This is a genomic window from uncultured Aquimarina sp., from assembly GCF_947495315.1.
GTDB lineage: Bacteria > Bacteroidota > Bacteroidia > Flavobacteriales > Flavobacteriaceae > Aquimarina.
Genome location: NZ_CANLYD010000003.1, coordinates 406,376 through 431,958 on the forward strand (window position 1 = coordinate 406,376; position 25,583 = coordinate 431,958).

General features: G+C 33.8%; 23 protein-coding genes. 13 read left to right on the forward strand and 10 right to left on the reverse strand.

What is annotated here, in order from left to right; genetic code table 11:
• The first annotated feature begins 127 nt into the window (after nucleotides 1-127).
• A complete protein-coding gene (locus Q0910_RS07675) occupies nucleotides 128-649 on the forward strand; it encodes a shikimate kinase (RefSeq protein ID WP_299214412.1) in 522 nt (173 codons plus the stop codon).
• Here Q0910_RS07675 and Q0910_RS07680 read toward each other — a convergent pair.
• From Q0910_RS07680 to Q0910_RS07690, 3 genes are read right to left on the reverse strand one after another with little or no spacing between them, the layout of a single operon-like run.
• Complete coding sequence (locus Q0910_RS07680; RefSeq protein WP_299214415.1) at nucleotides 641-1,141, reverse strand: phosphoribosyltransferase family protein; 501 nt, start codon at nucleotides 1,139-1,141, stop codon at nucleotides 641-643. The genes Q0910_RS07675 and Q0910_RS07680 overlap by 9 nt on opposite strands.
• A 23-nt stretch (nucleotides 1,142-1,164) precedes the next feature.
• Complete coding sequence (locus tag Q0910_RS07685; protein WP_299214418.1) at nucleotides 1,165-1,746, reverse strand: methyltransferase domain-containing protein; 582 nt, start codon at nucleotides 1,744-1,746, stop codon at nucleotides 1,165-1,167.
• The gene (locus Q0910_RS07690; RefSeq protein ID WP_299214421.1) at nucleotides 1,743-2,132 is read right to left on the reverse strand and encodes a S4 domain-containing protein; all 390 of its coding nucleotides are present in this window, start codon (nucleotides 2,130-2,132) and stop codon (nucleotides 1,743-1,745) included. The genes Q0910_RS07685 and Q0910_RS07690 overlap by 4 nt, the downstream gene beginning before the upstream one ends.
• A 91-nt stretch (nucleotides 2,133-2,223) precedes the next feature.
• Here Q0910_RS07690 and Q0910_RS07695 point away from each other — a divergent pair, with 91 nt between their 5' ends.
• Nucleotides 2,224-3,471, forward strand: a complete 1,248-nt coding sequence (locus tag Q0910_RS07695) for a hypothetical protein (RefSeq protein ID WP_299214423.1) — start codon at nucleotides 2,224-2,226, stop codon at nucleotides 3,469-3,471.
• 56 nt (nucleotides 3,472-3,527) lie between these two features.
• Here Q0910_RS07695 and Q0910_RS07700 read toward each other — a convergent pair whose 3' ends face one another.
• The 3 genes from Q0910_RS07700 to Q0910_RS07710 all read right to left on the reverse strand — a co-directional run bounded on the left by Q0910_RS07700 (nucleotide 3,528) and on the right by Q0910_RS07710 (nucleotide 6,162).
• Complete coding sequence (locus tag Q0910_RS07700) at nucleotides 3,528-4,145, reverse strand: porin family protein (protein ID WP_299214427.1); 618 nt, start codon at nucleotides 4,143-4,145, stop codon at nucleotides 3,528-3,530.
• Between the two features lie 167 nt (nucleotides 4,146-4,312).
• Nucleotides 4,313-5,266, reverse strand: a complete 954-nt coding sequence (locus Q0910_RS07705) for a transketolase C-terminal domain-containing protein (protein ID WP_299214429.1) — start codon at nucleotides 5,264-5,266, stop codon at nucleotides 4,313-4,315.
• Between the two features lie 50 nt (nucleotides 5,267-5,316).
• Nucleotides 5,317-6,162: a transketolase gene (locus Q0910_RS07710; protein ID WP_299214432.1), complete on the reverse strand. Its 846-nt coding sequence runs from the start codon at nucleotides 6,160-6,162 to the stop codon at nucleotides 5,317-5,319.
• Nucleotides 6,163-6,339: 177 nt separating this feature from the next.
• Between Q0910_RS07710 and tgt the strand changes: the two genes are divergently transcribed.
• The 10 genes from tgt (at nucleotide 6,340) to Q0910_RS07760 (ending at nucleotide 17,282) form a co-directional block, all read left to right on the forward strand.
• Nucleotides 6,340-7,470 carry a tRNA guanosine(34) transglycosylase Tgt gene (tgt, locus tag Q0910_RS07715; RefSeq protein ID WP_299214435.1) on the forward strand — a complete coding sequence of 377 codons (1,131 nt, stop codon included), beginning with the start codon at nucleotides 6,340-6,342 and terminating at the stop codon, nucleotides 7,468-7,470.
• Between the two features lies 1 nt (nucleotide 7,471).
• The gene (locus tag Q0910_RS07720; protein WP_299214438.1) at nucleotides 7,472-8,542 is read left to right on the forward strand and encodes an LptF/LptG family permease; all 1,071 of its coding nucleotides are present in this window, start codon (nucleotides 7,472-7,474) and stop codon (nucleotides 8,540-8,542) included.
• Nucleotides 8,529-9,443: a DMT family transporter gene (locus Q0910_RS07725; protein WP_299214441.1), complete on the forward strand. Its 915-nt coding sequence runs from the start codon at nucleotides 8,529-8,531 to the stop codon at nucleotides 9,441-9,443. The genes Q0910_RS07720 and Q0910_RS07725 overlap by 14 nt, the downstream gene beginning before the upstream one ends.
• A gap of 71 nt (nucleotides 9,444-9,514) precedes the next feature.
• On the forward strand, nucleotides 9,515-10,468 hold the full coding sequence (locus Q0910_RS07730; RefSeq protein WP_298547496.1) for an acetyl-CoA carboxylase carboxyltransferase subunit alpha: 954 nt from the start codon (nucleotides 9,515-9,517) through the stop codon (nucleotides 10,466-10,468).
• A 168-nt stretch (nucleotides 10,469-10,636) separates the two neighbouring features.
• Nucleotides 10,637-12,184: a replicative DNA helicase gene (gene dnaB, locus Q0910_RS07735; RefSeq protein ID WP_299214445.1), complete on the forward strand. Its 1,548-nt coding sequence runs from the start codon at nucleotides 10,637-10,639 to the stop codon at nucleotides 12,182-12,184.
• A gap of 4 nt (nucleotides 12,185-12,188) precedes the next feature.
• The gene (locus tag Q0910_RS07740; RefSeq protein WP_299214448.1) at nucleotides 12,189-13,448 is read left to right on the forward strand and encodes an asparagine synthetase B; all 1,260 of its coding nucleotides are present in this window, start codon (nucleotides 12,189-12,191) and stop codon (nucleotides 13,446-13,448) included.
• A 104-nt stretch (nucleotides 13,449-13,552) separates the two neighbouring features.
• Entirely contained in the window at nucleotides 13,553-14,545 is a 993-nt protein-coding gene (locus Q0910_RS07745; protein WP_299214450.1) for a DKNYY domain-containing protein, read from the forward strand.
• A gap of 72 nt (nucleotides 14,546-14,617) precedes the next feature.
• On the forward strand, nucleotides 14,618-15,424 hold the full coding sequence (locus Q0910_RS07750; protein ID WP_299214452.1) for a DUF6503 family protein: 807 nt from the start codon (nucleotides 14,618-14,620) through the stop codon (nucleotides 15,422-15,424).
• A gap of 298 nt (nucleotides 15,425-15,722) precedes the next feature.
• Nucleotides 15,723-16,844: an alanine--glyoxylate aminotransferase family protein gene (locus Q0910_RS07755; RefSeq protein ID WP_299214454.1), complete on the forward strand. Its 1,122-nt coding sequence runs from the start codon at nucleotides 15,723-15,725 to the stop codon at nucleotides 16,842-16,844.
• Nucleotides 16,845-16,964: 120 nt separating this feature from the next.
• Nucleotides 16,965-17,282, forward strand: coding sequence for a hypothetical protein (locus tag Q0910_RS07760; RefSeq protein WP_299214456.1), 318 nt, complete (start codon nucleotides 16,965-16,967; stop codon nucleotides 17,280-17,282).
• 62 nt (nucleotides 17,283-17,344) lie between these two features.
• On the opposite strand, the gene Q0910_RS07765 is transcribed toward Q0910_RS07760, so the two are convergent.
• The 3 genes from Q0910_RS07765 to Q0910_RS07775 form a co-directional block, all read right to left on the reverse strand.
• Nucleotides 17,345-18,637: an amidohydrolase family protein gene (locus Q0910_RS07765; RefSeq protein ID WP_299214458.1), complete on the reverse strand. Its 1,293-nt coding sequence runs from the start codon at nucleotides 18,635-18,637 to the stop codon at nucleotides 17,345-17,347.
• Nucleotides 18,638-18,651: 14 nt separating this feature from the next.
• A complete protein-coding gene (locus tag Q0910_RS07770; protein ID WP_299214460.1) occupies nucleotides 18,652-21,639 on the reverse strand; it encodes an amidohydrolase family protein in 2,988 nt (995 codons plus the stop codon).
• A gap of 119 nt (nucleotides 21,640-21,758) precedes the next feature.
• On the reverse strand, nucleotides 21,759-22,823 hold the full coding sequence (locus Q0910_RS07775) for a DUF3810 domain-containing protein (protein WP_299214462.1): 1,065 nt from the start codon (nucleotides 22,821-22,823) through the stop codon (nucleotides 21,759-21,761).
• Between the two features lie 95 nt (nucleotides 22,824-22,918).
• Here Q0910_RS07775 and Q0910_RS07780 point away from each other — a divergent pair, with 95 nt between their 5' ends.
• Nucleotides 22,919-24,379, forward strand: a complete 1,461-nt coding sequence (locus Q0910_RS07780; RefSeq protein ID WP_299214464.1) for an aminoacyl-histidine dipeptidase — start codon at nucleotides 22,919-22,921, stop codon at nucleotides 24,377-24,379.
• Between the two features lie 67 nt (nucleotides 24,380-24,446).
• Here Q0910_RS07780 and Q0910_RS07785 read toward each other — a convergent pair whose 3' ends face one another.
• Entirely contained in the window at nucleotides 24,447-25,577 is a 1,131-nt protein-coding gene (locus Q0910_RS07785) for a peptidylprolyl isomerase (protein ID WP_299214466.1), read from the reverse strand.
• Nucleotides 25,578-25,583: the final 6 nt, after the last annotated feature.

The window sequence follows — 25,583 nt, forward strand, 5'->3', positions numbered from 1 at the left end:
TTTTTTTCCTTGAATGCGGGTGCAAATATACTATCATTAATTTATTTTTCAAGAAGAATTTAATATAAATTTACATTTTATTTTAAATGCCCTTTTTTTTAGGCATAAATAATCTAAATTTTAGTTTATGAACATTATTTTAATAGGGTATATGGGATGCGGTAAGTCATCCATTGGTAGGGATTTAGCTCTTAAATTAGAAATGAAATGTCTTGATCTGGATGATTATATCGAAGCTCAAGAAAAAAAATCAGTAAATCAAATTTTTCAAGACCAAGGAGAAATATATTTTAGAAAAAAAGAAAATCAATATTTAAATGAGGTTTTAGAAACTTATACAAATACTATAATTTCTCTAGGTGGAGGAACACCTTGTTTTGTAGGAAATCTGGAAATTATAAAGAATAATAAAAATGCTAAAAGTGTTTATTTAAAAACATCACTACAGGAATTAGTGAATAGATTATTTTTAGAAAAAGGAAAACGACCTTTAATAGCACACGTTTCATCCAAAGATGATCTTAAGGATTTTATTCGGAAACATCTTTTTGAACGTTCATTTTATTACAATCAGGCAGAGTATGTAATTTCTACAGATGATAAAACTGTCGAAGAGATAGCAACAGAAATAAAGAATACCTTATTCTAGTACTGCAAGATCGTTTTTGCCAAAAGTTACGTTAACATGCTCATGTAAGGAGGTAGATAAAGAAATACCTTTAAAATCTGCCTTAATTGGATATTTTTTATGATTTCGATTCACCAAAACTGCTGTTTTAAATCTTGTTAGAGGAACATCTAAAAAATGTTTTACTCCATAAGCCAAAGCAGTCCCCGAATTAAGAACATCATCGGCTAGGATAAGAGATTTGTTTTCATATGCTGATGAGGAGATCGAAGTTTTTACTGTGTTTTGCGGAGCGGATTTATCCATAGTTACTTCGCAAAGTGTAACACTTATACTCGAAATGCCTTCTAAAATCTTTTTTAACCTTTGAGCAAAAATGTATCCGTTTTCTGCAATACCGGCAATAACGATTTCTTTTTCATTTACATTAGTTTCATATATCTGATAAGCTATTCTCTTAATCTTATGCTGAATTTGTTCATGAGTAAGAATGATATTGTCTTTAGCTTGCATACGTAAACGGTGTTAATTTTTTTTCAATTGTCCTCAAAGATAAAAAAGAGTTCGTTACCCATACGCGGAGGAATGGAATTATAACATTTTTCTAGTGTTTTAATTTTGAAAGACGAAGAGAATAGTGTTAAATACTCCTTTTTGTTTCCGCCAAATGGAGGACCGGTTTTTTCGAAATCATTATCAAAAAATAAACCAACTAATTTTCCTCCAGATTTTAAGAGAGATTTCATTTTAGAAACATACTCCTTTCTTTGATTAGGTAATAAGGCACAGAAAAATGTTTGTTCCACAATGATATCAAATTGATCATGTAAGCTGAAAAAATCTTCATACAGTATTTGAGATTTAGGGAAATTAGGCTGTCTTTCTTCAAATTTGTTAAGTGTCTCTTTTACAAAATCTAAGATATATACGTTTTTAAATCCACTTTCAAATAAAAGTATTGCTTCGTAAGCATTTCCACATCCCGGAATTAATATTTTAAGGTCTTTATTATCTAATTGATTAAAATATGATATGATTGAAGGAGAAGCATATCCAATATCCCAACCCGTTTGGTGTAGTTTATATTTATTACTCCAGAAATGCGAATCTAACTTCATTCTTCACTATCCTTATCAGTAGGCTCTTCAAACCAATCATCGATATCCCTTCTGTCTTTTTTAGTTGGTCTACCGGTACCCTTTTTTCTATAATAGTCTTTGGAGTAATTTAAAAGATCTAATTTTTGCAACGCTTCAGCAGGAGTTACGTCTTTACGGTATATGTCGACTAGCTTAGCGCCAAGTCGGCTTTTTGGTGTGTCTAAAACAACTAGTTCATAATTAAGCTGGTTTTTACGAACAGTAATTTTATCGGTTGGGTATATTTCTCTGGACGGTTTTACAATATCTCCGTTTACACGAATTTTACCTTCCTTACAAGCCTTTGTAGCAATACTACGTGTCTTGAAATATCTGATACACCATAAATATTTATCAACTCGCATAAAAAATGATTAAAAAATGCGTTTTATCTCTAATAATAGTTCAGCAAAAGTACAAGAAAATTGTATCTTGCGCCTTCAAAAAAGCAATCAGATGAAAGTAAGAAGATATATTTTTGCCATAGGAGTTGTTGTTTCGGCCTTATATGCTTGTAGTAACGATGATGATGGTTTTGTTAGCATTCCGCCAAGGGATATGACAGAGCAGCAAGTAAATGAGGATCCAATAATACAAAGTTACTTAAAGACGCATTTTTTTACTCCAGTAGATAATGATGCGAACCCTGACTATCAAATCATACAATTTGATACCATTGCTGGTGATAATAGTGGTGAGACTTCTATTTGGGATTCTGGACTTCTGGAAACAAAAACTATTACTCGTGATGATGTAGATTATACATTATATCTTTTGAAGCGAAATAATGGAGCACCGACTGAACGTCAACCAACCTTTGCAGATTCAGCATTTGTAACATATAGAGGAGAGATTTTTTATGATAATGTAGATCAAGATGCAGATGGTATTCCTGATGATGCGGATGTAGATGCAGATGGAGATAATGAGCCTGACAATATAAGTGATTCAGAAACCAAAACGGATAGTGATGGAGATGGAATTGCGGATGATGCTGATGTTGATAATAATCCTGACGAACCAGATAGTGATGGAGATGGGATAATTGATGAAAAGGATCAGGTAGATAATAATAATCCCGATAGAAGAGTTTTTGATAGTGCTGTTACTCCGGTATGGTTTGATTTAAATGGTGTTTTACCAGGATTTAGAGAGGGAACGGTAGAAGTTAGTGGTGCATCAGGGTTTATGGAGAATCCAGATAATGGTACTGTGGATTATAATATGGATTTTGGTGATTTTACTGTATTTATGCCTTCCGGACTAGCTTATTTCGATCAAGGACAAACTGGTATTCCTCAATATTCACCTCTTATATTTAGTATCCAATTATATAGAAATGTAGAATCGGATCACGATGATGACGGTATACCTTCGTACCTAGAAGATTTAGAAGCTGATTCGGATTTAAGTGTTGATAGAGATGGTGATGGTGATCCTACTAATGATATTGGGGATCGCGATCCAACTAATGATGATACAGATGGAGATAGTTTTCCTGATTTTTTTGACGCAGATGATGACGGTGATGGGACATTTACAGAAGACGAAATTACACTGTTAGGAGATCTTAATGGAAATGGGGTTATTGACTATAATCCTAATAATCCAGATGATCCTACCAATGAAATTATATTTTATGATGATGATGGTGATGGAATATGGAATCATTTAGACTCTGATGATACAGAGGAAAAGAACTAATAAGAATAAAAAAACTCCGGTAAACACCGGAGTTTTTTTATAAATGCGCTAAGAAGTTATAAATCTAAGGCTAAACTTAATATAAATTGATTTGGTCTGGAATCTACTCTGATGGTTTGACCTGTATTTTCATCAATTGTTTGAGCTTGATTTTCGGTAATTCCTCTTTCGTACCTTAGGTCTATATTAAGACGTCTTATTTGTAATCCAACTCCAAATTGAAGACCAACAGTAAATTCATTTTTCACCTCACTTAGTCTTACATCTTCTAAGTCGTTGTCTAAAATGTATTGTAAGGAAGGACCACCAAAAACATGTAAAGGTCCTAATAAGTATACTCCGGCTAAAATAGGTAGATCTAGTTTCTTTATATTATAATCTAGTTTTCTATTATCAAACGAATACGAGCTACTATTCTGAGTATATTGTAGTTCTGGTTTTAGATAAAAACTGTCAGTAATATCTCCTCTTAGGAAAATTCCAACGTGATAACCTACGCGATCATCAGCATTTTCTGATAGTAGATTATCTCCAGCATTTGTAACGTCATTGAATTCAATTTTGCCATTATCTCCATAATTAAGACCAGCTTTCACACCGAAGTTTATTCCTTTTTTTTGTGCGATAAGTCCGAATGAGTTAAAGAGAATTAAAAACACTAATACATTTTTCATTTTAAATGAGTTTTAAAAGATGAATAAATAATTAAATATTTTTTGGTGGTTAGTGTTTCCTTTATAACGAAAATGGGTTCAGATTATTCTAATGCGCATTAAAAAAAGCCTCCTGTTTTTTTACAGAAGGCTTTAGATATTTGTTTAATTTAACAAGCAGAATGTTATTATTTTCTCTTTATAACTTTTTCTGCAGCGTTAGTTATGGCTTCAGCGTTTAATCCATATTTCTCCATCAGTTGACCAGGAGTTCCACTTTCTCCGAAAGTATCATTAGTAGCAATAAATTCTTGTGGAGTAGGATGATTTTGAGCTAATACTCTGGATACACTTTCTCCAAGACCTCCTAAAAAGTTATGCTCTTCTGCAGTAACAATACAGCCTGTCTTTTTTACAGAGTTTAAAATCGCTTCGTCATCAAGAGGTTTAATCGTATGAATATTTATTACTTCAGCGCTAATTCCTTTTTCTTGTAAAGCTTCTGCGGCCAGCAATGCTTCCCATACCAAGTGTCCTGTGGCTACAATAGTAACATCCGTACCCTCTTGTAAATGAACAGCTTTTCCGATTTCAAACTTTTGATCTTCTGGGGTGAAGTTAGCTACTTTAGGTCTTCCAAAACGTAAGTATACAGGACCTTCGTAATCTGCAATTGCAATAGTAGCTGCTTTGGTTTGATTATAATCACAAGGATTGATTACTACCATTCCAGGTAACATTTTCATTAATCCAATGTCTTCTAAAATTTGATGAGTCGCACCATCTTCTCCTAATGTTAAACCTGCGTGAGAAGCGCAGATTTTCACATTTTTTCCACTGTAGGCAATGGACTGGCGTATTTGATCATAAACACGACCTGTAGAAAAGTTTGCAAAGGTTCCTGTAAAAGGAATCTTACCTCCAATAGTTAATCCTGCAGCAATACCCATCATATTGGCTTCAGCAATTCCGATCTGAAAAAAACGATCCGGATTATTTGCAATAAAAGCATCCATTTTTAGAGAACCAATAAGATCCGCACAAAGCGCTACAACATTTTCATTTGTTTTTCCAAGTACTTCAAGACCCGATCCAAAACCAGAACGAGTGTCTTTTTTTCCTGTATCTATATATTTTTTCATGTATATTTTTTTTCAGTAATTTCTGTAAGACAGAAACCTCTTTTTATGTCTTAATAGTCTCCTAAAGTTTCAGGATTTTGTGCTAAACCTATTTCTAATTGCTCGTCATTTGGAGCTTTACCATGCCATGCGTGAGTATGCATCATGAAGTCTACTCCATGACCCATAACAGTGTGCATCAAAATACAAACAGGTTTTCCTTTTCCTGTTCTGGTTTTTGCTTCTTTAAGACCTTCTATAACAGAAGTAATATTATTTCCTTCTTTGATTTCCATAACATCCCAACCAAATGCTTCAAATTTAGCTCTTAAACTACCTAGCGGTAATACATCATCAGTAGATCCGTCAATTTGTTGTCCGTTAAGATCTATGGTTGAAATAAGATTGTCTACTTTTTTTCCAGAAGCATACATAGCAGCTTCCCAAATCTGTCCTTCTTGTAACTCTCCATCTCCGTGAAGACTATATACAATGTGGTTGTCATTGTTTAGTTTTTTTGCTTGTGCTGCTCCGATAGCTACTGACATTCCTTGTCCAAGAGATCCTGAAGCAATCCGAATGCCTGGAAGACCTTCATGAGTAGTAGGATGTCCCTGAAGTCGACTGTTAATTAATCTAAATGTATTTAACTCTTCCACCGGAAAATACCCACTTCTCGCTAATACACTATAAAAAACTGGAGAAATATGTCCGTTAGATAAGAAAAAAAGATCTTCTTCTTTTCCATCCATATCGAAACCATCTTTTCTTTCTAGAATTTCTTGATAAAGAGCTACAAAAAATTCTGTGCACCCCAGAGAACCACCTGGATGCCCTGAGTTTACTTTGTGAACTTGTCGTAGAATATCTCTACGGACCTGAGTTACAAAATCTTCTAATTGTTGTGTTTTTGGCATTGCTATGCTAATTGGCTTAATGATTAAGGCGCAAAAATACAGGTTTTGATAACCGTGGCAAAATGTCTGATCACCTTTTAATCAAGATACTATTGTTAATAACGAAAAGTTTTCGGAAACTTCGCTTTATCAAAGTAGTTTTAGTTAGTTATCTTTGCGCTCTACGAAATAAAAACTATGCAATTCGACCTATTATCTACAGATCCTCAAAGTAAGGCCAGAGCTGGAAAAATAACCACTGATCACGGAGTTATTGAGACTCCAATTTTTATGCCTGTCGGCACTGTAGGAACTGTTAAGGGGGTTCATCAGAGAGAGCTTAAGAATGATATCAATCCTGATATAATTTTAGGAAACACGTATCATTTATATCTAAGACCTCAAACTCCTATTTTAGAGAAAGCTGGAGGGTTGCATAAATTTATGAATTGGGATCGAAATATTCTTACCGATAGTGGAGGGTATCAGGTGTATTCTTTATCAGCAAATCGTAAAATCAAAGAGGAAGGAGTTAAATTTAAATCCCATATAGATGGCTCTTATCACGTTTTTACTCCAGAAAATGTTATGGAAATACAGCGTACAATTGGAGCAGATATTATCATGGCTTTTGATGAATGTACTCCGTATCCTTGTGATTATGGATATGCAAAAAGAAGTATGCATATGACACACAGGTGGTTAGATAGATGTATGCAACATCTCGAAAAAATTCCTGTTAAATATGGGTACGATCAGACTTTTTTTCCGATCGTGCAAGGAAGTACCTATAAAGACCTAAGAAGACAGTCTGCAGAATATATAGCAAACGCTGGTGCAGAAGGAAATGCAATAGGAGGATTGTCTGTAGGTGAACCAGCAGAAGAGATGTATGCAATGACAGAAGTAGTAACCGAAATTTTGCCAGAAGACAAGCCAAGATATTTAATGGGTGTAGGTACGCCTATTAATATTTTAGAAAATATTGCACTGGGAATTGATATGTTTGATTGTGTTATGCCTACTCGTAATGCTCGTAATGGAATGCTTTTTACTGCTCATGGTACCATAAATATGAAAAATAAAAAGTGGGAAGATGATTTTTCACCCATTGATGAAATGGGAATTACATATGTGGACACAGAGTATTCTAAGGCATATTTAAAACATCTTTTTTCGGTAAATGAATTATTAGGAAAACAAATAGCTACGATACATAATTTAGGTTTCTATTTGTGGTTGACTCGAGAAGCTAGAAAACATATCTTAGCAGGTGATTTTTATTCCTGGAAAAATATGATGGTTAAACAAATGGATAAAAGACTGTAATTTGAAAATATTAGACTGGTACATACTTAAAAGATATTTGGGAACATTTTTTACAATGATTCTCATGTTTATCCCAATTGGTATCATCGTAGACCTCTCAGAAAAAATTGATAATATATTAGAACATAAAGCGCCATTTGGGGCAGTTGTTTCTTATTATCTGGATTTTACGATATATTTTGCAAATCTATTATTTCCACTATTTGTTTTTCTCTCTGTGATTTGGTTCACTTCTAAATTGGCTAATAAAACAGAGATTATAGCTTTTTTAAGTTCCGGTGTTTCGTTTTGGAGATTTCTTAGACCTTATATGATAGGAGCTATTTTAATTTGTGTCGGAGCCTTGGCAATGGGTTTGTTTTTAGCACCCAAGGCAAGTCAGGGATTTAATGAATTTAAATATACGTATTTAAAGAAAGGTAAAAAAGTACAAGAAACCAGGAATGTATATCGACAATTAAATGATAGTATTTTTTTGTATGCTAATGATTTTAAGCCACTTAAGAAAAAGGCAACTAACTTCACATTAGAGTATTTTGATGGTAATAAGTTGGTAACTAAGATTTCCGCAAGAACGATAACTTTTAAGGATAGTATTTATGAGCTAAGAGATTTTGTAAAGCGAACAGTTTTAGAAAATGAAGATATTATTGAGAAAGCCAGAAAGAAAGATACTGTATTACCTTTTAATATTGATGAATTTACACCAGTGACCTATGTAGCGGAAACGCTTAATTATGTGGAATTAAATAAATTTATTGAAAAAGAAAGTAAAAGAGGGTCGTCTGATATTAATCGTTATAAAGTGGTGGCATATAAAAGATGGAGTATTCCAGTCTCGGCATTTATTCTAACAGTAATAGGGGTTGCAGTTTCTTCTATGAAAAGAAGAGGAGGAATGGGAGTGAATCTTGCTGTTGGTATTTCGTTAGCCTTTGTTTTTATCTTTTTTGATAAGGTACTAGGTACCATGGCTAATCAATCTGATTTCCCACCTTTAGTGGCTGTATGGTTTCCCAATGTTTCTTTTGGAATTTTAGCTATTTATCTATTGTATAATGCCAAACGTTAAGCTTCAGAATTACCTACATTTTCATTTTATAGTCTTTGTATGGGGTTTTACAGCAATACTCGGAGAATTAATTTCCATTGATGCGCTACCTTTAGTATGGTATAGAATGTTAATGGCTTCGGGGTTTATTTATATTTATATCTATTTAAGAAAGATTTCCCTAAACATTTCCACAAAACTTCTAGCGACATTATGTATTGCTGGAGCTATCATAGCGCTACATTGGATTACATTTTTTGCAGCAATAAAAGTATCTAATGTTTCTATAACTTTAGCTGTGCTATCTACTGGAGCATTTTTTACTTCAATTTTGGAGCCTATTTTTTATAAACGTAAGCTGATATGGTATGAAGTCGTATTTGGTCTTATGGTGATTTGTGGACTTTATATTATTTTTAAGGTAGAAGGAGATTATTTTTTAGGTATTATATATGCAATATGTTCGGCTTTTTTGTCCTCGGTTTTTTCATTGATTAACGGAAAGATTGCACGGCAATATACGCCATCAATGATTTCTTTTTACGAATTGTTAAGTGGTGTTGGTTTTGTAACCATTTATTTAATCGGAGTTTCCTTTTTTGGAAACGAGAATGACGGTTTTTCAGTTGCTTTCTTTCAATTGTCAACTTCGGATTGGGTGTATCTTGTCATTTTAGCATCTTTCTGTACGGCTTATGCCTTTATTGGCTCTGTTCAGGTAATGAAATACTTAAGTCCATATACGGTAATGTTAACGATTAATCTAGAGCCGATTTATGGAATAGTATTGGCTTATTTAATTTTTGGAGATTCAGAAAAAATGAATCCTGGATTTTATTACGGAGCCCTTATTATATTGGGCACTGTTGTGTTAAACGGAATATTTAAAAATATTAAAAAAATAAAAAGACAAAGGTCTTAATACTAGTTTAACAAGTATTGTTTTATATTTGTCTGCTAACCCTAGTTAAAAAATAAAAATATATTCTTGATATGGAATATTTAGAATTTGAACTCCCCATAAAAGAACTCGAGGAACAATTTGAGAAGGCTTGCGCTATAGGAGCAGAGAGTGACGTTGATGTTACTGATACCTGTAAGCAAATCGAAAAGAAGTTGAACGAGACAAAAAAGGAAATTTATAAAAACCTTACTGCTTGGCAGAGAGTACAATTGTCCAGACATCCATCTAGGCCGTATACCTTAGATTACATTAACGCAATCTGTGGTGAGTCTTTTTTAGAATTACACGGAGATCGTAATGTTAAAGATGATAAGGCAATGATAGGAGGTCTTGGTAAGATTGGTGATCAAAGCTTTATGTTTATTGGCCAGCAAAAGGGGTATAATACTAAAACAAGACAATATCGTAACTTCGGGATGGCTAATCCAGAAGGATATAGAAAAGCACTTCGATTAATGAAAAGTGCAGAAAAATTTAATATTCCTGTAGTAAGTTTTATAGATACACCTGGTGCTTATCCAGGTCTAGAAGCTGAGGAAAGAGGACAAGGCGAAGCTATTGCTAGAAATATTCTGGAAATGACTCGTCTTAAAGTTCCTATTATTGTTATCATTATTGGAGAAGGAGCCAGTGGTGGAGCATTAGGAATAGGAGTAGGTGATAAAGTATTGATGCTAGAGAATTCTTGGTATTCTGTAATTTCTCCAGAAAACTGTTCTTCTATATTATGGAGAAGCTGGGAACAAAAAGAAATAGCAGCAGAAGCTTTAAAATTAACTGCAAAAGATAGTGCTAAACTTAAAGTTGTGGATGAAATCGTAAGAGAACCACTTGGTGGAGCACATAGTGATCGTGAAAAAACATTTAAAGCTGTACGTGACAAAATTTTATCGTCTTTTGATGAGATGAAAAACTTATCACCAGAAGAATTGGTCGAAAAGCGTATGGATAAATATGCAAATATGGGAGTCTTTAAAGGCTAACCCCTAATAAATCACTTGACACAAAAATCTGAAGTTTTTGACTTCGGATTTTTTTATGCTTATTAACAATATAATTAAGTTATCAACAGTTCATTTGTTGAAGACCGGTGAACATTCATTACCTTTGTATAAGGTCCACCTCTTTACAATTTTTTTACATTCGTAGTTATGGAAAAAGTACAGCAAACTCAGCAATCTAATTACGGTCGGGGGAACGTAATTTCGCTGGAAAAAGGAAAAATACCTCCTCAAGCAACTGATTTAGAGGAAGTTGTGCTTGGAGCAATGATGATTGATAAGAAAGGGGTTGATGAAATTATTGACATTCTTAATCCTGATGTATTTTACCGAGAGTCTCATAAATACATTTTTGAAGCAATCTACAAACTCTTCGAAAATTCAGAACCAATAGACTTATTAACGGTTTCTAGTCAACTTAAGAAGGACGCAAAACTAGAATTAGCAGGTGGGGAATTTTATCTTATACAATTAACCCAAAAGGTAGCATCTTCTGCACACATCGAGTTTCATGCACGTATAATTTTGCAGAAATATATTCAGCGTAGTCTGATCAAAATATCAAACGAAATCATAGAAGAGTCCTATGACGAGACCACTGATGTTTTTGATCTTTTGGATATGGCAGAATCTAGGTTATATGAGGTAACTCAGGGAAATATTAAAAGATCTACAGAAACTGCCCAGAATTTGGTAATCCAGGCCAAGAAAAAAATTCAGGAAATATCTAATAAAGAAGGAATGAGTGGAGTACCTTCTGGTTTTGATAAATTAGATAAACTTACTTCCGGTTGGCAGCCTAGTGATTTAATTATTGTTGCAGCACGTCCTGGTATGGGTAAAACAGCTTTGACATTATCGATGGCCAGAAATATGGCCGTTGGAGCTAATATCCCAGTTGCGTTCTTCTCATTAGAGATGTCTTCGGTACAGCTAATTACCCGTTTGATTTCCTCAGAAACCGGGCTTTCTTCAGAAAAATTACGTACGGGTAAGTTAGAAAAGCATGAGTGGGAACAGCTGAATGTGAAGGTTAAAGATTTAGAAAAAGCACCACTTTTTATTGATGATACACCTTCTCTTTCCATTTTTGATTTGAGAGCAAAAGCACGTCGTCTTTCTTCTCAACATGGTATAAAAATGATCGTAATTGATTATTTACAATTAATGACTGCAGGAGGAAGTGGTAAGAATGGAAATCGTGAACAAGAAATTTCGACAATTTCGCGTAACCTTAAGGCATTAGCGAAAGAATTGAATATACCGGTTATTGCATTATCACAGCTATCACGTGCTGTAGAAACTCGTGGAGGAAGTAAACGACCATTATTAAGTGACTTAAGGGAATCTGGAGCTATTGAACAAGATGCAGATATTGTGGCATTTATATTTAGACCAGAATATTATAAGATAGATGAATGGGATGATGAAGAAAGATCTCCTACACAAGGACAAGGAGAATTTATTGTAGCGAAACACCGTAATGGTGGTTTAGAAAATATTAGGTTAAAGTTCATTGGTCACTTAGGTAAATTTGATAACTTAGATGACTTTAGTACTCCTTTCGAGTTTCATTCTAAAATGAACGATGGAAAAGAAGAAGAAGATCCGTTTAGTACAAACCATCTTCCTAGTGCCGATGAAGCTTTTGGGAGTAGCATAAATGATTCTAACAATGATGATGACGTTCCTTTCTAAAAACATGTATAAGTTTTTGATTTATATTTTTTTGTTTTTTCTTTCATTTCAATCATATGCTTCGTATGTATTGATACCTATGGATGCTGAAAGTCAGCAAAATCATTTAAAAGCTTATGGAATTACCTATTGGACATTGAGTAAAGATCTTAAAGTAAAATGGTTGCTTAATTATAGAGGTGGCTCCTTTCTTTTACCCGATACAGAAGATATCAGAAAAGAATGTACGATTAGAGGAGTTTCATATGAAGTGTTAAGTGATTCCAATACAGAGGAAATTTTAGCAGAAATTAGTAGCCCATCTAAGAATATGGAGGCCGTTGTACTAGAAAAAGCCCCAAAGATAGCAGTATATTCTCCAAAAGGAAATCAACCTTGGGATGATGCAGTAACCATGGTACTTACTTTTGCAGAAATCCCTTATGAAACGGTATACGATAAAGAGGTATTAGAAGATAATTTAATACTATTTGATTGGTTACATCTACATCACGAAGATTTTACGGGACAGTATGGCAAGTTTTATTCTTCATACAGAGCAGCACCTTGGTACATAAGAGAAAAAGCTCAAGCAGAAAAATTAGCAAATGATTTGGGATATCAAAAAGTTTCTCAAGAAAAATTAGGCGTTGCTCTAAAAATTAGAGATTATGTTGTTGGAGGTGGTTTTATGTTTGCTATGTGTAGCGCAACAGATAGTTTTGAGATAGCATTAGCGGCAGAAGGAGTAGATATATGTGAACCAATGTTTGATGGAGATCCGAGTGAGCCTGGATACCAATCTAAAATTGATTATAATAAAACATTTGCATTTAAGGATTTTACATTAGAACGTAGCCCTAATGTATATGAGTTTTCTTCTATTGATATGACCAGGAAACGTCGTATTTCTAAAACTACGGATTATTTTACACTAATGGATTTTTCGGCAAAATGGGATCCAATTCCTACAATGCTTTGTCAGAATCACACTGCGTTGGTAAAAGGATTTATGGGGCAGACCACTGCATATGACCCTAGCGAAATAAAATCTAATGTATTAGTTTTGGGAGAAAACAGAACTAATAATGAAGCTAGATACATTCATGGAATCAAAGGAAAAGGTTTCTTTACTTTTTATGGTGGTCACGATCCCGAAGATTACCAGCATAGAGTAGGAGATCCAAAAACAGAACTAGAATTACACCCTAATTCTCCTGGATATCGTTTAATTCTTAATAATGTTCTTTTTCCCGCTGCTAAAAAGAAAAAACAAAAAACTTAATTGTTTTCAATTTCTATTTCCATTAAACTATGAAATCACGGTTTATAGGGTGATGTAAGTATACGACATTTTGTAGCTTTGGTCCAATGGTAAAAAAGGTCATAATGATAGTCGCTATTTTGTTCATATCAATAGGTGCTTTATGTATCTATGGAGTATATCGTTTTTTTAATCCTTTTGGGAAAGTAGTGAATGAAGAATTATCTGATTCTTATTATTACACAAGAGATAATAAAGGTATCGTATATAGTCCGATGGGGAATTGGTTTTCACTGGGCAAGAATGAAATGGAAGTAGATCTTCCTACTTTTCAAGTTTTGGGTAGAGATTATGCGAAGGATGCAAATCACGCTTATTTTAAATCCAGAGTCATAAATACTCCTGTAGATGTTCCTTCTTTCGAAGTGAAATATGGTTTTATGCCAATAGATAAGAATCATGTCTTTATTTTAGTTGATGATTTATACTATTTAGATAATTCAGAAGCCGAAGGATTTAAAATTTTGGAAGGAGCAGATGCTCAGACTTATGAGCAACTCAGTTATAATTTTGCAAAAGATAAAAACTTTATTTACCGTAATAATGAAAAATGTACGGAAGTAGATCATGGATCTTTTGAAATCATTAATGATCAGTTCTGTAAAGATGTTAAAGGAGTTTACCACTATCAATATGGAGAACCTCTATTGAAAATTGATGGTGCTAATATTTCAGAAATAGTTTCCCTAACAAGCTCTCATATAAGAGACGATGAGAATATTTATTTCTATCTTACCTATAGAGGGGGTGATTATATACAAGAAGTGATAAAGCTTCCTTTTAAAAATAGTAATGAAATTACATTTTTTGATGATTCTTCCCTTTTAAAAATAGACAATCACATTTTTTATGAGGGTTTAATAATCGATGAGGCTGATGCACCTTCATTTAAAGAATTATCATATGGATATGCTAAAGATGCATCTCATGTTTTTTTTAATGGTAAAATTGTAGAAGGAGCAGATGTAACTACCTTTAGATATAATGATAAAAACTATACTTTTTCTGATAAAAGTCATGTGTATGAAGCAGGCAAAATAGTGAAGAGTAAGAAGTAATGGATTATTGTTTGTAAGGTTGTGAATGTGATACGACTATTGTATACTTAAACTATAACCTTACATTTAAAAATGAAAAAAATAACACTAATCGCTCTAACTTTAGGAGTTTTATTTTCTTGTAAAGAAACACCTAAAACAGAAAAAGAAATTGTTGTAGAAGAGAAAGTTGAAGTAACTATTTCTGATCGTTCTAAAGATTTCCCAACAGATATAACCACCGTTTTTAAGGCTCATGGTGGAATTCAAGCTTTTGATCAGCAAAACACACTTGTTTTTGAACTTTCTAATCCAGAAGGTAATGAAAAGCACACTACTGATCTTAAGACTAGACATGCTCGAATAGAAACAGACAAATTTGTATTAGGTTTTGATGGAGAAGAGGCTTGGATCGAACAAGATTCTACTTATTTCAAGGGAAACCCTCGTTTTTATCATAACCTTATGTTCTATTTTTATGCAATGCCTTTTGTGTTGGGAGATGAAGGTATTTCTTATGAAAAAGTTGATGATCTTAAAGTAGGTGATGTGTCGTATCCAGGTTATAAAATATCCTATGGAAAAGAGATTGGAGATTCTCCAAAAGATAATTATTTCTTGTATTATGAAGCTGATTCCTATAAGATGAAATACTTAGGGTATACGGTAACGTTTTTTAGTAAAGAAAGTAGTGAAAAGATAAGTTTAATAGAATATACTGACTGGAATGATGTTAATGGCTTGTTACTTCCTAAAACATTAAAATGGAGAGCATATAAAGAAGGTGTTGTTGGTGATGTCAAAAGTGAAAGAAATTTTGTGAATGCTTCTGCAAGTTCAGAAAAAATGGATTCATCTATATTTAGTAAATCAAAAGAAAAGAAAGAAGATACTATGTAAGAAGTATCAACATTGAAAAAGAAAAGTTGTTTTACAAAGCCCTATTGCTATTAGTAATAGGGCTCTTTTTTATAAATCAAAAATTTTTTTTCGCAAAAATCACCATATCATTTTTAGGATATGGTGATTTTTCACTTCCATTTAACATTCATATTGCGAAATAATCATTTTAGGTAGGCTTTTTAACAAGAATATTATAAAGTCACGTTAAGCACATTTTTAGAATTAGCTAATTTTATATCCTTTATTTAATTCTATTTACGAAAACGATATAGTAACACACGCAAAAACCAATTCTATGTATACAGAACTTACTACAAGCAACAGGATATTGATGGGGCCAGGACCATCGGATGCTCATCCTAGAGTGCTAAAAGCAATGTCAACCCCATTAATTGGTCATCTGGATCCAGAATTTGTAACCATTATGGATGAGGTTAAGACGATGGTGCAGGAAACTTTTATGACTCAAAATAATATGACATTTGTTGTTTCTGCTCCGGGAAGTGCAGGTATGGAAACCTGTTTGGTCAATTTATTAGAACCAGGAGACGAAGCTATCATTTGTATTAATGGTGTGTTTGGAGGCAGAATGGCCGATATAGGAGAAAGATGTGGTGCAAAAGTTCATAAGGTTGAGGTAAAGTGGGGAACTGTAATTACTCCTGAAGATATTAAAAAGGCATTAGATGTATGTAAGAAACCAAAATTAGTAGCGTTGGTTCACGCAGAAACTTCTACCGGAGCACTACAGCCATTAAAAGAAATAAGCGACTTGGTACATAATGCAGGTGGATTATTGATGGTGGATGCAGTGACTTCATATTGTGGAATGGAATTAAGAGTAGATGATTGGAATATTGATGCAATATATACTGGTACACAAAAAAATCTAAGTGCGCCTCCAGGATTGTCTCCTGTTAGTTTTTCGGATAATGCATTGAAGGCTTTAGAAAATAGAAAAACAAAAGTACAAAGCTGGTTTCTGGATTTAAGTTTAGTGAAAAACTATTGGGGTGGTGCCAAACGTGCATATCACCACACAGCTCCAGTTTCCTCCGTTTATGCGTTAAGAGAATCTCTTAGAATTGTTTTAGAAGAGGGACTAGAAAATAGATGGAAAAGGCATAAAGATGTTCATCAGGTTTTAAAAACCAAATTGGAGAATTTAGGATTTAAATATTTGGTAGAAGAACAATATAGGTTACCTAATTTAAATGCGGTTTTTTTACCTGAAGGAAATGATGAAGCATTACTACGAAAAAGGCTACTAAATGATTATAATATCGAAGTAGGAGGAGGGCTAGGTGACTTTACCGGTAAGATATGGCGTATAGGTATAATGGGAGAAAGTTGTACACTAAATCATGTAAATATGTTGGTCAGTGCGCTTCAGGATATGAAGGAATTTAAAAGTTAATATACTCGAAAATAGGGAATAACATTTCACTGAAAACAGGGTGAAATTTGAGGTTAAAATTTGCAAAATTTGTATACACGAAATAGTTAATCATTTTTTAATCTCTTAAAACTTTATTCAATGAGTTCTATACATAATGACCAAATGGTCGTAGAAATCTTAAACTTTTTTTATCCTAATAATACAATTTCAGAGTACAATGTAACTGATGATTTAGGCGATTTAGCAGCAGAAATGTATGCAGAAGCGCTAGAAGCTTCTAACGCAATGCATCTAGTGCCTAGACCAACATATACACCTTCATTTTCCTGGTTAATAAAAGAGGGGGTTAAAGCAGCTTGGAGATCAAAAGGAGGAGATGAAATATACGAGTCGGTAAGAGTTACGGTAGCACTAAAATACAAAAGTGAGCATCAAATGGTAAAGCTAGGAATTTAAATAAAATAGAGGCGCTTGATAAAAGCGCCTCTATTTTATTTAGTACTCGTCAGTATACTTAATTATTTACTGTATTTATTATTGTACCGCTTCCATAGTTTAGTTTGATGACTTTCTAAACTGATATCTCTACCTTGAATGAAAGCTTTTTCTAATTGATTTGTTCGCATATCTAAAGCGTCACCGATACTAATAAACAAGGTCGCATCTTTTCCTACCTCTAATGTACCTACCATGTCATCAATACCTAATATTTTAGCAGTATTGCCAGTAATTAATTGTAATGCTTTTTCTTTGTCCAATCCATGAGCAGCAACTGTTCCTGCTTGAAAAGGAAGATTACGAGCATTAGCACGCTCCATCTGACCACTATTTTCTAAGGCAACTAATACACCAGCATCCATTAATGTTTTTGCATTTTTGTATGGCAAGTCATAGTCATCATCTTCATAATTCGGAGTAGAGTGAGTTCTGGTTAGTAATACAGGAATATTTTCCTGTTTTAATTGATTCGCTACTTTGTATGCTTCATCAGCATGAACCAAAACGACCTTTTTGATTCCTTGTTCTTTTATAAAACTTAATACATCTAGAATTGCTTTTTCTGGACTGACATGGATGAACAATGTTTGAGAACCGTCAAAGATTTTAGCCATTGCCAGATGAGGTAAGTGTTTTTTACCTGAGTTTGATTGAATAGTTGCTTTGACTTGATACAGATAATCATTGATTTCTATAACTTGTTCTGTGTATTTTTTATTTGGTTTAAAACCTGGATCTTCACCGAGCCACCATCTTCCTCTGGTAAAAGGACTTGGCCAATTAAGATGTATACCATCATCAGTTTTTAGCGCAGCATCTTCCCAATTCCATGCATCTAATTGTACGATAGAAGAAGTTCCGGAAATCCAACCACCACGAGGTGTAGTTTGAGCAATTAGTACTCCATTAGGCCTCATACTCTCCACGATCTTACTTTCTGCATTATAAGCAATAATACTACGAATATGAGGATTGAAACCACCTATTTCACTATCGTCATCGGTCGCTCTTACAGCACCTATTTCTACAAGTCCTAAAGTTGAATTAGGAGCTATAAATCCAGGATACACATGTTTTCCAGAAGCATCAATTACTTTTCCTTTAGCAGTAGCACTTCCATTAACACCAATATTGGTTATTTTTCCGTTTTCAAAAATTATGATACTATTCTCGATAACTTCGCCATTACCTATGTGTGCCGTTGCACCAGTGATTGTAATTGCTTCAGTTTGAGACTTAGCAGGAGTTTGCTGTGCTGTTACATTTCCGAATGCAACTATTAGCAACAACATTATATATGATAAGTTTTTCATTTTTTAATTGGTGTTTAGTGGATATGTTCTACAGTATCGCAGTGAAAATGTTGTTTTTCCTTTTTCTTTGGTGGCTGTGTCTTTAAACCATTGTTTTTAGCCTTTAATAACATTGTAGATAATTGATTTCGCTCTTTAGCAATAGCTTTTCTGTTGGTTTTGTCTTTTTCCAGATCGAAGTATATAGCTCCTTCAATAATTGTTTTTTCAGCTTTTGCGTAAATAGATAATGGATGATCTGTCCATAGCACTACATCTGCATCTTTACCTACTTTAATACTTCCTACACGGTCATCAATATGTAAAAGTTTAGCAGGGTTTAGTGTGACAAATTTCCAGGCATCTTCTTCACTAACACCTCCATATTTTACAGACTTTGCAGCTTCTTGATTTAATCTTCTGGACATTTCACCATCATCACTATTAATAGCTACTGTAACTCCTTGGTTGTGCATGATTGTAGCATTGTAAGGAATTGCATCATTCACCTCGTACTTATATGCCCACCAGTCAGAGAACGTAGATCCTCCAACACCATGAGCAGCCATTTTATCGGCAAGTTTATAGCCTTCTAAAATATGTGTGAATGTATTTATTCTAAAATTGAATTTCTCAGCAACCTTCATTAACATATTAATCTCACTTTGCACGTAAGAATGGCAACTGATATAACGTTTACCATTAAGAATTTCTACAAGAGTTTCCATTTCTATATCCTTGCGATATGGTTTTCCACTATTTTTTAGTTGCTCATATTCCTTAGCACGAGTGAAATAATCAATATAGAGTTGTTCTACTCCCATACGAGTTTGTGGAAAACGTACTCTTTCTCTATCACCCCAATTACTTTGCTTTACATTTTCTCCTAATGCAAACTTGATAAACTTTGGAGAGTTATTGTAGATTAGATTTTCTGCACTTTCTCCCCATTTTAATTTAAGAATTGCCGATCTTCCACCAATTGGGTTAGCAGAACCATGAAGAATCTGGATAGATGTTACTCCACCAGCTAGATTACGATACATATTAATATCATCAGGAGATACAACATCTTCTATCGTCACTTCTGCAGTAGAGTTATGACCAGCTTCATTTATAGCAGCGGCCGCAATATGTGAGTGTTCGTCTACAATACCACTAGTTAAGTGTTTTCCAGTTGCGTCAATAACTTTAGCATTTCCGGAGTTAAGGTTTTTACCTATTGCTGCAATTTTTCCATCTTTAACCAGTACATCGGTCTCCATTAGAATTCCTTCGGATTCATTTGTCCAAACTGTAGCATTTTTAAATAAGAGATTTTCAGATTTGGGTAATTTACTAGTTCCATAGGCAATATTAGGATACGTAATAGGAAGTACTTTTGGAGCCTCTTTTTTATCCTCTGGTTTCTTTTCATTCTTTTCGGTATCTTCTTTAGGTTTTTGTTTTGCTGTGAAGGTTGTTTCAGCACCATTAGGAAGAATAGCTTTTCCGGTCCAAAATTTTGGATTATTATTAATGGTAGTAACGATTCTGGTATATTGTGTTTTTGTAGTGTCAATACCTGTAAACGTTATGGATACCCAGTCATCTTTATAAGTAATCTTACTTCCCAGTTTAGTTTCACCAAACTTTACTTCAGCTTTTGGTTTAGCAGGTTTTCCAGATATGGATAGCTCATATGTTTTTCCAGCAAGCGTTAAGTCATACTTGCCATTAATATCTGTAGTATTCATATCATTAACAATATTTTTATGACCCTGTACCCAGTTTTCATAAATAACATTGTCTTTAGAAAATAGCTCTTGACTTGTAATCAAGAAGTTTGCGTATGCTCCTTTCTTAATAGCTCCAAGTATATCGCCTTTACCCAGAATCTGAGCAGGAATAGTTGTTAAAGATGCCAAGGCTGTTTGCTTATCTAAACCATGTTCAATTGCCTTTTCTATTCTGGTTGTAAGATCTTCTATTTTTTTTAGTTTATGTGTTGTTAAGGAAAATTGTATCCCATTTTTAGCAAGAACAGATGGATTAGTCGGAGCTTGATTCCAATGACGCATATCGCCTAGGCTTACCAATTTGGCCATATACGGATCTGATACATCATAAGCTTCTGGGAAATCTAGTGGAAGGATATACTTAGCATTTGTAGCTTTTACTTTGTCGATCCTTGCATATTCATCTCCACCACCAACAATTATATATTGGATATTAAATTCATCTCCTACTTTATCTGCTCTAAAACCGTTAATTCTACTTCCAGCTTCAAAAATTTGAGGAAGATTTTTATTCCTGTTTAAAGCTTCTAATGATAAATCCTTGTTATTTGTATTTCCTTTGGCATACCAACTAGCATCTAGATATACTTGTCTTAATAAGGCCATAGACCCCATCAAAGAAGTTGGGTATAATTGCTTGCTTTTAGCACTTTTAGAAAAAGAAAGAAGTTGTGAAGATGCGTCACTAATCAAGCGTTCACCTTCAGTACCATGATTGTTTAGAGCAACCAATAGACCAGTTCCTCTAATGATTCCATCAGGCATATGTGTGTTTAATGTTCCAAATCCTTCTTTAATATACTTTTCAGCTTTCTTTTTATCATACGAGAAGTCTTTAAGTGGATTTGTTTCCGGACGAATATGATCATTCCAATAATATCCTTCTCTGGAGGCATCATACTGAGGGTTTCCTCCAAAAGGATTTCCTTGTTTCTCAGGTTTTTTTATACCAAAATTCGTATAAGGGTCAATAAAGGAAGCATAGATATGTTTTCCTTGTAAATCAATTACGATACTATTTTTCGGGATTGTAAGAGAAGTTCCTACTTGTATGATTTTTCCTTTTTGGATTATCAATATACCATTCTTGATCTCTGTTTCTGGAGATGTATGAATTATTGCATTGGTGAAAACAGTGTAATTAGAGTTAGACGTTTTTACGCCATCATTTTTTGGGAAATATTCTTGAGCATTAAGAGTAAACCCCATAAATATCACTAAGAGTGATAATAATAGTTTTTTCATAAGAGTTAGTGTAAAGATGAATTGGTTTTAAAGATAGCTGTTGCGATAGAAATAGGCTTTTAATTAATACTTTTTTAACAACTAAAAAGAAGGTGCAACAGCCTTGCAGCGTATGATATCTATAACTTGTCTTTATAGTAGTTCACTAATAAAGCAACTACATAGCTATAGGTTTCCATACCTTTAGGTTGGTTATTTGCTTTTAAGTAAGTGTCGTAGGTACTTTTAAAAATTGGTTCCAATGGATTTTGATAACTCATCCAGAATTCATTCACTTCTTGATAGTTTTTTCGAATTCCGGGTCTTAACTTTTCTATTAAACAAAAAGCCTTTTGCTCATCTCTAAGGTACAGATCATTTAGACAAAACTTGAGAGCAAATGTCGTTCCACTGTACTTAAAATAAGGATCGTTATAATTCATTGTGGTCAAAGCCGCTATGAAGTTAGCTTCATTTTCCTTAGCAAAGCCTAATTGATGGGCTTCTTCGTGACAGCTTGTAGTAGGTGCTTTGTAATTAACAATTAATCCATTGACCTGAGCTTCATTCGTAATTGGATTAAGATAGCCACTAAATCCCATATATGTCAGAGGTAAACTTAATAAGGATGTTTTAATACTTTTTGGATAATAATTAATAGTTGGAAAAATATGATTAAGTTGCTGATACGCTGGGATTGTTTTTTCGAAAATTTCATCTTTGCTATAAGGCATCACTATAGGCAACGAATCGTTAGGTTCTAAGTTGGCATGGATTAAATTCGCCTTTTTAATTAATTTTTCTGAAACTAAAAAAAGTTCATCTTCAGTATATTGGTCGTTGATCTCTAATATTTCATGCATCGGTAATCTATAGTAATTCATTCCCCATAAGAGATGAAAACATCCATAGACTATGGACAGCGTTGCTCCTGTTTCTAATAATACTGATTTCCATTGTACTTTTTTTCGAAACACTTTTTTGAATAGAAATCGGATCAGGAGTACAATTAAAATACTATAACCAATATCTCCAAAAGAAAACGGAAGCCATCCAAAAGCATATCGTAACGCTTTAGAGGTATATACAAATAAACCATTGCTATAAAACTGATCAACAAATCCTGGAAAGAAAGATAATATCTTAATAATTATAATCTGTATCGGAAGCAGAATAGTAAGGTATAATTTTGTTTTGGATTGCATATAATCAAATATAGTATGATGTAAAGCTACAACATTTAATATATCATTTGAATTAAGATTTTCATAATGTACATTTGCTAAAATACAATACACATATGAATTCAGAAATAAGAAATCTGGAGCCTAAAGAACTCTGGAATAAATTTGCAGATCTTAATGCCGTTCCAAGGCCTTCTAAAAAAGAAGAACGCGTAATTGCTTTTATGAAGGACTTCGGAAATTCATTAGGATTACCGGTAGAAGTAGATGAAGTTGGTAATGTTTTGATTAAAAAACCTGCCACATTGGGTATGGAGAATAGAAAAACTGTGGTAATGCAATCTCACCTGGATATGGTGCATCAAAAAAATGCGGATACTGTTTTTGATTTTGATACACAGGGAATAGAAATGTATGTCGATGGTGATTGGGTAAGAGCCAGAGGAACTACTTTAGGAGCTGATAATGGATTAGGCGTAGCAACTATTATGGCTATTCTCGAATCTAACGATATTGCTCACCCTGCTATTGAAGCTTTGTTTACAATTGACGAAGAAACAGGAATGACTGGAGCAATGGGGTTAAAACCAAATTGGCTACAAGGAGACATTTTATTAAACTTAGATACTGAGGAAGATGATGAAATTGGCGTAGGTTGCGCAGGAGGGGTTGATGTAACTGCCGAACGAACATATAGAGAAGAAGGGATTGAAGAAGGGAAAACAGCATATACTATTTCAGTAACTGGCCTGAACGGTGGACACTCTGGGATGGATATTCATAAAGGATTGGGTAATGCCAATAAAATTATGAATAGATTATTGTTTGATGGTTTTGAGAATTTTGGACTTAGAATTCACGAAATTAAAGGAGGTAGTTTGCGAAATGCAATTCCGAGAGAAAGTTTTGCTACCATAGTAGTTGATACCATACATTCTGAAGCTTTTAAATTTGAAACTGGAGAATTAGTTTCTATTATAAAAAAAGAACTCTCTTTGGTTGATCCAAACTTGTCAATTGAATTGAATAGTGTTGATTTACCAAATAAGGTAATGGAATTAGGAGTTCAGGAAGGTGTTCTGAAATCTTTGTATGCAGCTCATAACGGAGTTTATGCAATGAGTTTATCTATTCCTGATTTGGTAGAAACTTCTAATAATATAGCCAAAGTAACTATTGGTAGTGGTAATATTAAGATCGAATGTTTGACTAGAAGTAGTGCAGAATCTACCAAATTAGATTTGGTTAACAAACTAAGAGCAACTTTCGAATTAATAGGATGTGAGGTTACAACGGATGGAGATTATCCAGGTTGGGCACCAAATATGAATTCTGCAATACTGAAGGTACTAGATGAATTGTACCAAAAAGTAAATGGAAAAAAAGCTCATGTTGCTGCTTGTCACGCAGGGTTGGAATGTGGTATTTTAGGTCAAAATTATCCTGATATGGATATGATATCTTTTGGCCCTACTATTTTAGGTGCGCATTCGCCTGATGAGCGGGCTAGTATTTCTTCTGCTCAAAAGTATTGGGGTTTTGTAAAGGAAATTTTACAAAACATTCCTGTGAAATAAATAGTATTTGGATTTTTACCAAAAAAGAAAAGGCATCTCAATTCAATTGAGATGCCTTTTTATAATTTTATTTTTCTCCTTTGATTCCAAGTAAATCAAGTTCGAAAATCAAATCTGTATTAGGAGGGATAGGTCTTCTACCTCTTTCTCCATATCCTAAATGAGAAGGAACGAATATAACAGCTTTATCTCCTACTTTCATTTGTTGTACACCTTCTTTGAATCCAGCAATCATTTGAGCATCCGGAGAATATGGCATTTGCATAGGAGCATATCCTCTTGGGTCGCTTGCTCTACGATGATCCCAAGTTCCCAATTCTTTTGCTAATTCTTCGATATTTGTATCAAATACTCTTCCGTCAGTGAAGTATCCTTGATAGTAAAGACTCACTATTTGTCCTTGTTTAGGTTGTGTTCCATCTCCTTTATTAAGGAAATATATTTCTAAACCACTTTCTAGTTTTGTTGCCTTTTCTTTTAATTCATTATATCTAGCAGCTGTTTTAGCATTTTGTTCTTTTTGAATTCTTTCTTTTTCTATTTTCTCTTCTTCTAAGGCTTTTAATTTTCCTTCAAAAACTGCATTAGCATCAAATGCTTTAGCACTCTTTCCTTTTCTAATGATATTTACTTGCTGCATTTTTACTTCAGAAACTGGTTTGTCTCCCGGTTTCTTTGTTTCTACCACTCCAATACTATCTACCACATCTTGTCCGGAAATGATTTCACCAAATACCGTATGCTTACCATTTAACCAAGGAGTTTCTTTAAGAGTAATAAAAAATTGGCTTCCGTTTGTAGCTGGACCAGAATTAGCCATAGACAAGATACCTTTAGACTTGTGAGTCAATGAGTCTACAATTTCATCTGGGAATTTGTATCCTGGATCTCCCGTTCCTTTTCCTAGAGGGTCTCCCGTCTGGATCATAAAATCTTTTATAATTCTATGGAATATGATGCCGTTATAATATTTTTTTCCTTTATATAAACTATCTACCAAAGTATTGGTTCCCTCTGCAAGAGAAACAAAATTAGCTACGGTTAACGGTGTTGCTTCATGGTGTAATTTTGCAATAGTAGTCCCTTTATTGGTAATAATTTCTGCATAGATTCCATCTCCAAGTTCAGGGTATTTTTCTTCGCAATTAGTAAAAGTAAGGGCGATAAGTGCTAAAAATAAAAGATTTAGTTTTTTCATTTTTTT